This is a genomic window from Algoriphagus winogradskyi (assembly GCF_900182815.1).
GTDB lineage: Bacteria > Bacteroidota > Bacteroidia > Cytophagales > Cyclobacteriaceae > Algoriphagus > Algoriphagus winogradskyi.
The window spans coordinates 36,424-49,724 of record NZ_FXUA01000003.1 but is presented as its reverse complement, the minus strand read 5'-3'; the positions used below and the strand labels follow the sequence as shown (position 1 = coordinate 49,724).

Below are 13,301 nucleotides of genomic sequence, written 5' to 3'. Positions count from 1 at the left end.
AACATCCAACCATCCAATTTTTCTTTTCCCCCATAAAACTTTAAATTCATTTACCGTATAGCCAAAAAAACAACCATAAAAGCTTGCATACAGTTAAGAACTATACCAAGCCTACATATAAAATCGTAGGAAGATATTTAAGTGAAATAGGGAAATATTTAGGGCAAGGCAAACCTATTACCGAAGCCCTAAGAGGGTTTCCGGCTTATTACCTCTACTGCCGTAATTATAAATTTCCAAACGAAGCAGAGTTACCTTGGATAAATCATTTTGCCTATAAGAAACTGGAATCCCTCCTCAAACCGGACATGAACGTTCTGGAATTTGGTTCGGGAGGTAGCACCATGTTTTTGAAGAATAAAGTAAAAAGTATTTATTCCATAGAGCACGATGGAGAATGGTTCAAAGAAGTAGTAAAAAATGCTGGTGCTCATCCAGGACTCACACTGAATCTCCACATTCCTGAGAAGGAAAATAACCAGGATTTTCCTGATTTATATAAAAGCGTAAACGGAATGTATTGCGATGGATTTACCTTCCAAAACTATGCGCATGCAGCTGATCATCTCCCAGATGGAAGTATAGATTTACTCATTATCGATGGCAGAGTGAGACCGGCTTGCTTGATTCAGACGATTTCAAAGTTAAAGTCGGGCGGGATCTTATTATTTGATAATACAGAGCGGAATTCCTACCAACCTTTCCTAGAAAAGTATTTGAAAGGCTGGAAATCTGAAAAATATCAAGGCGTTACGGTTTGTCATGCATTTTTTTCGGAAACAAGTATTTACTGGAAACCATCAGAATAAATAAAGGAAATTGAATCGCAAGTATTATTTTTAACTGTTTAAATTTTAATAGCCCAGAATATGGTTTCGGCAATTGTCCCAGTTTTTAATGCTGAAAAGACCTTAGTTAAGTCAGTTGAGTCCGTTTTGCTCCAACCAGAAATTGATGAAATATTTCTAGTGGATGATGGTTCTAAAGACAAGTCTTTAGAGCTTTGCCATCACTTGGCTTCGAAGTACCCAATAATCAATGTGTTACAACATCCGGACGGAAAAAATAAAGGAGCTCCAGCTTCCCGGAATCTTGGCCTTTCCCAATGCAAAAATAAATGGGTTCAGTTCCAGGATGCTGATGATGAATTATTGCCTGATAAGATAAAAAAGCAACTTGAGTGCCTAGATGAGGAGAGCTCTTTTTTGGTAGGCTCGTTTTTTTTTCAAAAAGAAGGGAAAAGGGAGTTTCAAAATTACCTTACTGATCCCTGGTCAGGCTTGCTTGGAATCAAACTAGGTAATTCTATTTCCAATTTATACAATGGTGATCTGATCAAGCAAATCGGAGGATGGAGAGAAAATCTCCCTAATATGCAGGAATATCACTTGATGTTTGATTTGATGAAAGTGAATCCCAAAGTTTCCTTCTGTGCAGAACCCCTGGCAGTGATGATATTCCGAAAAACCTCAATTACACATACCGATAAAAACAGAAAGATCAAGCAGAATAATTACTTCACTTACAGGAGGAAAGTGAGGGAATACTTGGAAAGTATAGGTGAGTTTTCATTAATTCGAAGACATTATTACCATATCAGCACAGGAAATAATTTATCCTACCATAAGCCCCCCTTTGAAGTAGAAATCAATAAACTCTACTATAACTTATACAAGAAAGTAAAAGGCCTGAAATCTGTGTTAGGGTAATTGTTTAATACATTCAACAGTTACCATAGCCATCAAACCCAACCATCAACCAACAACCAACAACTAAAATCCAACAACCCTGTCCGCCGTGGAGGAAACAACCACCTACCATTTTAAATTCATCATTTTAAATTCTCAATTTTTACATTTTAAATTTTAAATTCTCAATTCCTCCATTTTAAATTTTACAGTTGAAAGACAATATTAAAATCATCCAACCCACCTCAGGCTGGCAACTCATAGATTTCAAGGAACTCTGGCGATATAAGGATCTACTCTATTTCCTCACCTTAAGAGGCATCAAAGCCCGATATGCCCAGTCAGTTTTGGGAGTAGCTTGGGCAATTATCCAACCCCTTTTTACTACTGTAGTATTTACAGTAGTCTTTGGCAACTTAGCTGATGTGGATTCAAACGGCATTCCTTACGCCCTGTTTTCCTACCTAGCACTGTGGCCTTGGAATTACTTTTCAGGTACCCTTACCGAATCTGCTAATTCCCTGATCCAAAACGCCAACATGATTACCAAAGTCTATTTCCCGAGAATGGTGCTACCCCTAAGTTCCATACTGTCCAAACTTCTAGACTTTCTCATTGCCTTTGTTGTAGTGATCGGGATGATGATCTATTATCAGATCATTCCAGGTTGGGGTTTGCTAGTTTTGCCTTTATTGATCATCCAACTCCTCATGTGCAGCCTAGGCGTGGGCATGATGCTTTCTGCCATGGCTGTGAAATACAGAGACGTGAAGCATGCATTGACTTTTGTAGTTCAGCTTTTACTCTATGCAGCCCCGGTAGTTTACAGTACCACTGCAGTGCCTGAGTTTTACCAGAAATTCTATATCCTCAATCCCATGGTTGGAGTCATTGAAGGTTTCAGAGCCGCATTCCTCGACCGTCCCATGCCCTGGGAATGGATCTGGCCAGGTTCTATTGTGGCCTTGGTCTTATTCATCTTCGGCATGATGTATTTTCGGAGGATGGAACGCATATTCGCCGATGTTGCTTAACTGCCCCCCAACCCCCTGAAGGGGGAGCAAGTCTCGAATAAGGAATTGGGTGATTAAAGTGTTATTATTCGCTAGTTAAATTTCCTCCTCCATTATAACAATCAGAAAAAGACTAGACCAATTCTCCCCTATAGGGGCGGGGGTAGACCGAAGGCGAAATAATTTTCCAAAAAAATGCATCACAACGCTTCTCCAGAAATATTTAGAAGAGCTAAAGAACTTCGCATGAGATTAACTCCTGCAGAAAGCGTATTGTGGGAAAGATTAAGAGCAAATAGGCTTAATGGCCTTCTTTTTAGAAGGCAACACCCAGTTTCTAAATATATTCTAGATTTCTATTGTCATCAATATCAAATTGGGATTGAACTCGATGGAGAAATACATGATCAAAGTGATCAAAAAGTAAGAGATATAGCAAGACAAGAAGATTTAAATGCTTTGGGTATCTACATCATAAGATTTAAAAATCATTTTGTAATTCAAGAGGTAGAAGAAGTTCTTCGATTGATTTTAATGGAGATTGAAAAAATTAAGACTTCAATCTCTTCAAACAGAAAATATTAGAATAGAGGTAATAACCCAATTCTCCAGCTTTAAACTTTTGAAGTCTCAGATTTCTACTAAAGTTGCATTTCCCCCCTTTAGGGGTCGGGGGTAAAACGCATATTAGCCGATGTTGCCTAGCTTTCACCATCCGGAGATCCCGATCATATTTTATTTCAAAGGTTATCGGGACGGAGGATGGAACGCATATTCGCCGATGTTGCATAATTGGTTGTTAGTTGTATGTTGTTAGTTAACCCCACCAACGAACAACCAACAACCAACATCTAACAACCAACATCCAACATCCAACAACCAACAACCAACAACGAACAACGAACAACGAACAACGAACAACCAATAACCAACACTCCACCTTATTGAGAAAGCATTTTCAATTCATCATTTTAAATTCACAATTTTCAATTCTCCATTTTCAATTCATCATTTTAAATTCATCATTTTAAATTCTCCATTTTAAATTCTCCATTAATAATTGATCTCCTCCCTCCCTTTCGACTCCTCCCTCTTCAACTATCCCGTTGGTAAAATCGCCATAGAAGATGATTGGAATGAACAAGAGTTCTTGAAATCAGCAAAGGATTTTCAGCTAGTCTATCTTTTTTCTGAAGCGCCTTTAGAGATTTACTGCCCTAGTATTAAGTTGGTCGACACTAAAATTACATTTCAAAAAAAGCTATCTCCCTTAGATCAAATTGAAGATATTCGGAAGTTTAATAAACCTACCCTGAATGAAGAGCTAATTGAATTGGCTTATTTAAGTGGCATATATTCCCGATTTAAAACTGACCCCAGACTCCAAAACCAAGAATTTGAAAAACTCTACAAACTTTGGATCAATAAAGCATTTGAAAATCAGGAGATATTAATAGCCCCTGAGCAGGCTGGAATGGTCACATACTCCGTGGATAAGGATATGGGAGCCATTGGTCTGATTGCAGTCTCCGAAAACCATCAAGGAAATGGCTGGGGAAGGAAATTGGTCCAGGCTGCAGAAAACAAATCCCTTCATGCAGGAGCCAAAAAGATGCAAATCCCAACCCAAGAAACCAACATCCCAGCCTGCAAACTCTACCAATCCCTAGCTTATACCCCTGTAGAAATAGCTTATGTATATCACTGGTGGAAAGGATGAGTGTTGAGTAGACAGTATCCAGTCTCAGTAGTCAGTCTCTAGTCTCAGTAGTCAGTATGCAGTGGTCAGCTTGACAACCAACAACCATTTTAAATTCATCATTTTACATTTTAAATTCATCATTCATCACCCATCATTCTCAATTCCTCATTTTAAATTCTCAATTCTTCATTTTAAATTTTTCATTCTAAATTCTCAATTTTTCCATTTTAAATTTAAAAAAAAGTGCTCCTCTCCATCATCTCTCCAGTTTACCAAGCCGAATCGCTTCTGCAGGAACTTGTAGAAAGAATTCGTCAGGCAGTTTCCGGAATTACCGATTCCTATGAAATTATTCTAGTTGAAGATGCTAGCAAGGACAATTCCTGGAACAAAATCGAAGAATTAGCATCTAGATTTCCCGAAATCAATGGAATCAAGCTTTCCCGCAACTTCGGGCAACACTATGCCATCACCGCAGGTCTGGATGCAGCAAAAGGGGAGTGGATTGTCGTTATGGACTGCGACTTGCAAGACAGACCAGAGGAAATTCCAAATCTTTACCAGGAAGCCCAAAAAGGATTTGATGTGGTGTTGGCTAATAGAGAAAACAGGCAAGATGGATTTTTCAAAAGACTCTCTTCCAAGGTTTTTTACAGGACTTTGGCCTGGCTTACAGGGTCCAAACAGGACGAGAGTATAGCCAATTTCGGAGTCTATCACCGCAAGGTGGTCAATGAGATCATAGGAATGCGGGAGTCCATCCGCTATTTTCCTACCATGGTGAAATGGGTAGGTTTTCGGCAAACAGCTATTCCGGTGGTCCATGCTGAAAATGGAGACAGAGGAAGTACCTACAACCTTAAAAGGTTGTTTAATCTTGCCTTGGATATCATGCTGGCATATTCTGATAAACCTATTCGATTGACTGTCAAACTTGGAATGCTGGTAGCCCTCACAGGATTCCTTTTTGCCCTATATACCCTGTATAGATATTTGGATGGGGATATCATTGTTGCCGGTTATGCTTCCCTGATTATCTCCATTTGGATGCTTACAGGCTTTCTACTAATTACCCTAGGAATGGTAGGCCTATACATCGGTAAAACCTTCGAAGGAGTGAAAAACCGACCGATTTATATTGTGGAGAAAAGAATTTCAAGAGATAAGACATAAGAATCAAGACATAAGACCTAAGACATAAGACCTAAGACCTAAGACACTAGAGATAAGACACAAGAATCAAGAGCTGTTCTCAGCAACGCATCGCTATCCATTTTAAATTCCTCTCATTTTACATTTTAAATTCCTTTTCTCTCACCACAATCAATTACCCATCTAGAAGTCAAATTTCCAAACCCAAATATCAAGGAACTTCATCTGATGTTAGTTTTGTTAGAAATACTAACGTTCACTAACTTTACAAATATGAACAACAAGGAGAAGAGATTAAATATCAAGAAATTACAAAATAACATTAAGGAGGTAATGCCATCTATCCTTAAGGAAATTGAAGTGTATGAAGATGCACTCAAAAAGTCTAGTTTGAAAAGAAAACCAACTGTAGCTCCACAGTTTAATCTTGGATAAACCTGGTCTTTGGGTTATTGCGGGGTGTAATGGAGCTGGTAAATCATCTTTTTCCAAAGCACTTGTGAATCCAGGAATTCTGCCTTTTGATTATGATTTCCATTTTTTAAAAATTTACCATACACTTCAATCAAGTGAAATTCAAGACTTAATGGGTCATAACTTGGCCTTTGAAGAACTTCAAGCTCAGATAAATGACTCAATATTAAGGAAAAGGGATTTCTGTTATGAAACAAATTTTAATGACACTCCACTTGAATGGCCTCTAAAGTTTAGAGCTGAGGGCTACAATATTCATCTTATATATTTTGTAATGAATTCAATTGAAGAGGCTAAAAGAAGAGTTCGCATTAGGGTTGAGAATGGCGGACATTTTGTTCCAGACAGTGAAATAGTAGAAAGGTTTTATGCTGGCTACAGTAACTTAAATGATAATTTTAAATTTTTTGATTCCATTGATGTTTTTGACAGTTCTGTGTATAAAAGAGAACCTAGGTATTGTTTTTCCTTTACAAAAGGAAAGCTTGGATACCATGAATTCTTTCCAAAATTTTTGAATGAGCTGGTTCCAAAACTGGCAATTGAGTTTGAGTAATTAAAATTGAACAAATCATTACCACAAAGTAGAAGAGAAAGCATAGGTCAAACTGCCACCTACCACCATCATTTTAAATTCCTTTCATTTTAAATTTTAAATTCCTCTCATTTTACATTTTAAATTCTTTTCATTTTAAATTCCCGGTATCTAGAACCCAAATCATAAATCCGAACTCATAAATCCGAAATCCGAAATCAAACTCCCCTTCAACAAACCCTACCAGGCCGGTAAGGAACTTACATACATTCAAGACGCGATAAACCGTGGCAAGATCTCAGGAAACGGCTACTACACCCATTTGTGCCATTCCTTCTTTGAGCAGAACTATGGAATTGAAAAATGTCTTCTGACTAATTCCTGTACAGATGCACTGGAGATGGCAGCACTACTTTGTGACATACAGCCGGGCGATGAAGTTATCCTACCCAGCTTCACCTTTGTGTCTACAGCAAATGCTTTTGTTTTACGAGGTGCCAAAATCGTTTTTGTAGATAGTATAGCCGATCATCCCAATATGGATGAAAGTCTTATTGAGGAGCTAATTACTCCAAAAACTAAAGCGATTGTAGTAGTCCACTACGCGGGTGTTCCTTGTGAGATGGATGGAATACTAAGCATTGCCACCAAACACAACCTTTGGGTAATTGAAGATGCTGCGCAAGGAATAGATAGTTTTTATAAGGAGAAAGCGCTGGGTAGCATAGGCCACTTGTCTTGCTTTAGTTTTCATGAAACAAAAAATATTCAGTCCGGAGAAGGGGGACTTTTAGGTATCAATGACACTGATTTAATTAGAAGGGCAGAAATCCTTTGGGAAAAGGGAACGGACCGGGCTGCATTTTTCCGTGGTGAAGTAAATAAATACGGCTGGGTGGATATAGGTAGTTCCTTCCTGCCTTCCGAAGTGACAGCTGCCTTTCTTTGGGCGCAATTAGAAGAGCTAAAATCCATTCAAAGCAGAAGATTATCCATTTGGGATTCATATTTCCAGCTTTTTGATAAAGGCAGTACAACTACTGAAATACTCTCAGAAACCTATCAAAAACTACTTTCCCAAGCATCCGGGAAAATTGATATTACTTGGCAGCGTATTGAGAATAAGGGAAATGCCCACATGTTTTATTTACTCTTCCAAAATGAAACTGAAAGGTCTGAATTTTCCACTATTCTAAAGAATGAGGGTGTACTGTCTGTTTTCCACTACCAAAGTCTTCACAAATCAGAATATTCCAAAAAGCATTTTCCAGATCAGTACCTGCGTGAATTACCCAATTCCGATCGGTACTCCGATTGCTTATTAAGATTGCCGATATTCTATGAATTACCTGAGGTCAGTATGCTGTAAACAGTGGTCAGTATTCAGTCAACCAACACCTGTCCACCGTGCCTGTGCGCTGAGGCGTAGCGGAACGTGAGCCCGGTTAAGAAGTAATTGCAAATTTTCAATTTTCCCATTTTAAATTTCAAACATTTGCATTTCGAAAACAACCGAGTAAATTTATTACTCAGTCAACCCCTAGCCCCTAAAATGGGAGTGAAAGGGCGAAGCTATGATCGAATTCCCCCTTTAGGGGGTTAGGGGGCGGAGTGAAAGGGCGAAGCTGTGCCCGCCGAAGGCGGAATGAAGAATTTAAAATGTATTTAATTTAAAATTAATCACCACAGTCAGTGAGCTTGTCGAACCACGGTTGGTGAGCTTGTCGAACCTGGGTCATCTTAAATTTTAAATTCTCAATTCTCAATTCTCAATTCTCAATATTAAATTCCCTCCATTTTAAATTCCCTCCATTTTAAATTTGTTATTCAACTCCTTCACCTTCCTTCTTTTCCTACCCATAGTATTTCTACTATACTGGTTTGTGTTTCAGAAGAACTTGAAGCTACAGAATGCCTTTCTATTACTTGCTAGCTACGTATTCTACGGCTGGTGGGACTGGAGATTCCTGGGCTTAATCATTGCCAGCTCAGCTGTGGATTATTGGTGTGGCCTTAAAATTGTAAATGGTAAACCGTCAGTGGTGAGTGGTGATCGACCTCATGACACTACTCACCACTTACAACTCACTATTTACAAAAACTGGTTCCAAGGTCCTAAATTCTACCTAACACTCAGCCTCGCCTTCAACCTCGGCCTACTCGCCTTCTTCAAATACTTCAACTTCTTTATTGACTCAGCAGCTGACTTTATCTCCTTACTAGGATTTCAACCTCATATCAGCACGCTTAACTTAATCCTTCCTGTAGGCATTTCTTTCTATACCTTCCAAACACTCAGCTATTCTATAGACGTCTATCGAGGCAACTTAAAACCCACCAAGGATCCAGTAGCCTTCTTTACCTTCGTAGCTTTCTTTCCCCAACTGGTAGCGGGTCCTATCGAAAGAGCTTCCAACTTATTGCCTCAGTTCTTCAAAAAACGGGAGTTTATATATCAGCAAGGTTCCGATGGAATGAAGTTGATCCTCTGGGGTCTATTTAAAAAAATGGTGATTGCTGACAACTGTGCCTTGGTAGTCAATCCCATATTCGAGAATTATCAAACTGCATCTGGATTAGAGCTAATCATGGGAGCCATCCTCTTCGCATTTCAGATCTATGGAGACTTTTCAGGCTATTCTGATATAGCTATTGGTGTAGCCAAACTCTTCGGATTTGATCTGATGACCAACTTCCGTACTCCTTACTTCAGCCGCGACATCGCTGAGTTCTGGCGTAGATGGCATATATCGCTCTCCACCTGGTTTCGGGATTATGTCTATATCCCGCTTGGAGGTAGCAGAGTTCCCAAAGCCAAAGCCATCCGAAATATCTTTATCGTATTCCTGGTCTCTGGCTTCTGGCATGGTGCCAACTGGACATTTATAGCTTGGGGGGGGATTCATGCAGCTCTATTTATTCCGATCTTTTTGATTGGGAAAAATAGAACTCACTTACATGAGGGCGAGCACCTTCTGCCTTCTTTCAAGGAAGCTTTTCAGATAATATCGACTTTCCTATTGGTCTGTGTGGCTTGGGTGTTTTTTAGGGCGGACACGGTAGGGGATGCTTGGGGGTATTTGACTGGTATTCTCTTGAGACCTTTTATGGAAGGATTTCGCTTGAGTACCTATATGCTTACTATTGTCTTAATTTCAATTTTGTTATTCTTGGAATGGCTGATGAAAGGTGAACTGATGTTAAGTTTTCGAAAACCAATTCTTCGATATTCTAGCTATTCAATGGTCGTTGGTTTAATTCTGTTCTACGGAGTGTTTTTCAATCCCCAAGACTTTATCTATTTCCAGTTTTGAGAAGGTTCCTGATAAAAGCTTGCCTAGGAGCAGGGCTACTTTCATTCTTTATGATTGGCTATGGAGCATTTTGCGATTACTTCTTTACTCAAAAGCGTTACCTCGATCTGGCAGAGAAGAAACAATGGGTGCTGGCCCAAGATGGAGGTGATTATGATTATGCTGTTTTAGGATCTAGCAGAGCCTATGGGGCATTTGACATGAACATGTTGGATAGTCTTACTGGTATGAGTGGAATCAACCTTGCGTCCAATGGCAGTGGTTTCAAAGATAATCTATTGGTACTAAACCTTTTTCTACAGAATAATACAATTGATAAATTATTCCTTCAAGTTGATTTGGGTTCATTGAATAGCAAAGAGTCCTTTAGCAATGAATTTCATGCATTTACCTTTCTTCCATATTGGGAAGATAGCATAGTGCAGAAAGTATTAAGAAACGATATACCTGCCTTGGATAACCGATTAACCTCTCTGATTCCCCAGTGGAGGTACTTTTACTTCAACAAGTACTTTTCTCCAAAGGAAGTATTAAGAAGAGCTGAATTGTCAGATTCCCAAACTGATCTGTACACAGAAGTAAAAGGAGGGATGCAATCGACTTCTATAAAAAATCAGAAACTCAATTCAGAATTTCAACTTTACCCTCAACCTCATAAAGTCGATAGTCTGGATCTTAGCTATTTAAGTGAGATTCTTAGTTTATCTAATTCTAAAAATATTCAAACAACTCTATTTGTAGCCCCTCGCTATCAGTCAGATCATAAGTATCTCCAGTCAGTGATGCAGCAGTTTCCATATCCAATAGTTTTCCCGCTGGAATTTGATGAATCAGATCAAAATTTGTTTCAAGATCAAGGGCATTTGAATGAGTATGGGAGGTTTTTTTATAGTAATGAATTTTATAAAAAAATATTGGATTAACTAGTGAAAGTATTATTTGTTATTCAAAATTTATAATGATTTATTTTTTTTAGTTAATGATTTTAAAAAAATATAGAGTAGCTATTTATTATTGGCGTCAAAAAAGATTTCGAAAGAATTTATTAAAAAGAATTTTGAGGTATTATCATAAAGTTGAAATGAGTTCAGAACTTAATGATGTGTTTTCTTATGTTTTAGAGAATGGATTATCAATTTTTCCCTATGACTATCCCAAAAAATATTTTCAATTAGATACTTTAGTTTACTTTGATCTAGAATATTTTCCATATGTAATCCATAATGGAAAGAAATTTTTTTTTATTAAAAATTGGTCGAAATCTAAAGTCTTAAATTATTATCATGGATTATTAGCTGAACAAGATTTTGATTCCCCACATTTATACTGTAACGAAAGCTTTAAAGTTGAAATAGGTGATACTGTAGTTGATATTGGTGTGGCAGAGGGTAGTTTTTCTATAGACAATGTTGAAGTTGCTGACAAAATCATAATTTTCGAGAAGGAGAAACTTTGGATTGAAGCTTTAGAAAGAACGTTTGAACCTTATAGTGAAAAGGTTGAAATCATTAATAAGTTTGTAGGAGATATTGATTCTGATTCTCATATTAAGCTTGATAGTTATAATGAGTTATACACTAAACCTTTATTTATTAAGATTGATGTTGATGGTTTCGAAAGAAAAGTGTTAGATGGTATGAAAATTCTATTGTCAATAAATCCAAACGTGAAAGTTGCGATTTGTACATACCATAAAAACTATGATTTTGTTGATTTTGAATTATTTTTTTCTTCTTTAGGATTCTCGACTAGTAGTTCGAAAGGGTATATGCTTTATTATTATGATAAAAAAATAGCGAAACCATTCTTTAGAAAAGGTGTATTAAGAGCAAGTAATGAGAATTAATCATTTTGTATTTACAAGGTTTAATTTAGGTTATATAGATTATTATAATGTTAAAAATCCAGAAGAATGGTTGTTGTACAGAATGAATTTATTTTATAAATATACATATCCGACACTAACGTATCAGTCTGAGAAAAATTTCAAATGGGTAGTGTTATTTGATGTTCAGACTCCTTCAGAATTTATAGATAAATTTTTAATTGAGGATTTTGAATCCATTATATCTATTGGATACACCACAATTTTTGATCTTTCTGTTTATGTTAAAAATTACATAAAAAATTATTCAAAAAAAGAAGATATTTTAATTTCAACTACTTTAGATTCTGACGATGGTTTGCTTCCTGATTTTATTCATACTATTCAAAATTTTGTTCTAACTTCAGATTTTTTTCCATACGGTATTAATATAAAAGATGGATACATAGTTGATATCTCAACTGGTTTTTTTCATAATAAATCATTTTATAGTAATCCCTTTTATTCTTTGGTAGAGAATCAAGGTAATGCACTTGGAATATATTGTTTTTCACATCATATTTTAAAAGAAAAATTTGTTACTTTTGATATAGATAATTCCAGATTATGGTTGCAAAATATACATAGTTCCAATTTATTAAATACTATTAAAGGAAATGTGGTGATTAATTATTCTGGAATTGATTTAAAAGTTTTGAAATTGTACAGATCTAGAAATTTTTTTTCTCTGTTAATTATGTATTTATTTTTTTTTAAAAGAATGTTTTATAATTTTTTAGTTAAAATAAAGATATTTAATGATTAGTGTTATTATTCCTTTATATAATGCCATAGGTTTTGTTGAGAAAGCTATTAATTCTGTTTTATTACTTAATGAAGTCTTAGAGCTTTTAGTGGTTGACGATGGTTCTACTGATGGATCTTATGAGTTAGCTTTGGAGTTATCTCAAAAAGAAAAAAGAATTATTCTTTTAAGCCATAAGAACAGAGAGAATAGGGGAGCTGCAGCTAGTCGGAATCTAGGTGTGGAATATGCTTCTTATCCTTTCATTGCTTTTTTGGATGCTGATGACACTTATTATTTAAATCGATTTCTTGAGCCGATTTTACTTCTAAAAAATAATCCATCTATAGATGCTTGCTTCGGTATTGTTGAAATAAAATATTTAGATTCAGGTAATTCAAAATTGTTTGGTTCATTAAATATTGACGATTCTACTTCAATATTAACCTATTTGCTTCAAGGCGGATATTTTCATACTAATTCAGTTACTGTTAGAAAGAAATTTTTTAAGGAAATAGGTCTTTTTGATCAATCGTGTTGGCCTCATGAGGACTCAGAATTATGGATAAGAATGGCAGCAATGGGAAAATTGAAATCTATTTGTGAAAAAAATCCAATTGCGTCTTATACGATCCATGGAAACAATTTAAGTAAAGTTGCTTCAATTCGTTCAAAAAGAAAGATGTGGTCAATGGTTTATAAAAAAGTGTTTCGCTTACCAATAGGTTTCCGTAATAGGAGTCTTATTTTAAGACAATTAGTTAAAATTTGGCTAAAAACATGGTTGTTTGTATATAAATGAAGTTTGATAATT

The 13,301-nt window shown here is 36.5% G+C and carries 14 protein-coding genes; all 14 read left to right on the top strand.

The genetic code is table 11. From position 1 onward, the window contains the following. Positions 1-83: 83 nt before the first annotated feature. The 14 genes from QOL76_RS08795 to QOL76_RS08730 all read left to right on the top strand — a co-directional run bounded on the left by QOL76_RS08795 (position 84) and on the right by QOL76_RS08730 (position 13,289). Positions 84-809, top strand: coding sequence for a class I SAM-dependent methyltransferase (locus tag QOL76_RS08795; protein ID WP_283412585.1), 726 nt, complete (start codon positions 84-86; stop codon positions 807-809). Positions 810-869: 60 nt separating this feature from the next. Further along, on the top strand, positions 870-1,709 hold the full coding sequence (locus QOL76_RS08790) for a glycosyltransferase family 2 protein (RefSeq protein ID WP_283412584.1): 840 nt from the start codon (positions 870-872) through the stop codon (positions 1,707-1,709). Between the two features lie 191 nt (positions 1,710-1,900). Then, positions 1,901-2,722 carry an ABC transporter permease gene (locus QOL76_RS08785; RefSeq protein ID WP_283412583.1) on the top strand — a complete coding sequence of 274 codons (822 nt, stop codon included), beginning with the start codon at positions 1,901-1,903 and terminating at the stop codon, positions 2,720-2,722. Positions 2,723-2,896: 174 nt separating this feature from the next. Further along, entirely contained in the window at positions 2,897-3,286 is a 390-nt protein-coding gene (locus QOL76_RS08780; RefSeq protein ID WP_283412582.1) for an endonuclease domain-containing protein, read from the top strand. A 475-nt stretch (positions 3,287-3,761) separates the two neighbouring features. Beyond that, positions 3,762-4,421, top strand: coding sequence for a GNAT family N-acetyltransferase (locus QOL76_RS08775; RefSeq protein ID WP_283412581.1), 660 nt, complete (start codon positions 3,762-3,764; stop codon positions 4,419-4,421). A gap of 225 nt (positions 4,422-4,646) precedes the next feature. Next, positions 4,647-5,576: a glycosyltransferase family 2 protein gene (locus QOL76_RS08770; RefSeq protein ID WP_283412580.1), complete on the top strand. Its 930-nt coding sequence runs from the start codon at positions 4,647-4,649 to the stop codon at positions 5,574-5,576. Positions 5,577-5,828: 252 nt separating this feature from the next. Continuing rightward, a complete protein-coding gene (locus QOL76_RS08765) occupies positions 5,829-5,990 on the top strand; it encodes a hypothetical protein (protein ID WP_283412579.1) in 162 nt (53 codons plus the stop codon). Next, positions 5,983-6,585 carry an ATPase gene (locus QOL76_RS08760; RefSeq protein ID WP_283412578.1) on the top strand — a complete coding sequence of 201 codons (603 nt, stop codon included), beginning with the start codon at positions 5,983-5,985 and terminating at the stop codon, positions 6,583-6,585. The genes QOL76_RS08765 and QOL76_RS08760 overlap by 8 nt, the downstream gene beginning before the upstream one ends. Positions 6,586-6,763: 178 nt before the next feature. Then, complete coding sequence (rffA, locus tag QOL76_RS08755; protein ID WP_377919215.1) at positions 6,764-7,933, top strand: dTDP-4-amino-4,6-dideoxygalactose transaminase; 1,170 nt, start codon at positions 6,764-6,766, stop codon at positions 7,931-7,933. 514 nt (positions 7,934-8,447) lie between these two features. After that, on the top strand, positions 8,448-9,878 hold the full coding sequence (locus tag QOL76_RS08750) for an MBOAT family O-acyltransferase (protein WP_346771403.1): 1,431 nt from the start codon (positions 8,448-8,450) through the stop codon (positions 9,876-9,878). Further along, positions 9,875-10,801, top strand: coding sequence for a hypothetical protein (locus tag QOL76_RS08745; protein ID WP_283412576.1), 927 nt, complete (start codon positions 9,875-9,877; stop codon positions 10,799-10,801). The genes QOL76_RS08750 and QOL76_RS08745 overlap by 4 nt, the downstream gene beginning before the upstream one ends. 56 nt (positions 10,802-10,857) lie before the next feature. Beyond that, complete coding sequence (locus QOL76_RS08740) at positions 10,858-11,724, top strand: FkbM family methyltransferase (RefSeq protein WP_283412575.1); 867 nt, start codon at positions 10,858-10,860, stop codon at positions 11,722-11,724. Then, positions 11,714-12,508 (top strand): glycosyltransferase, encoded by a 795-nt coding sequence (locus QOL76_RS08735; RefSeq protein WP_283412574.1) that lies wholly within the window; start codon positions 11,714-11,716, stop codon positions 12,506-12,508. The genes QOL76_RS08740 and QOL76_RS08735 overlap by 11 nt, the downstream gene beginning before the upstream one ends. Continuing rightward, on the top strand, positions 12,501-13,289 hold the full coding sequence (locus QOL76_RS08730) for a glycosyltransferase family 2 protein (RefSeq protein ID WP_283412573.1): 789 nt from the start codon (positions 12,501-12,503) through the stop codon (positions 13,287-13,289). Before QOL76_RS08735 ends, QOL76_RS08730 begins: the two co-directional genes overlap by 8 nt. Positions 13,290-13,301 lie beyond the last annotated feature (12 nt).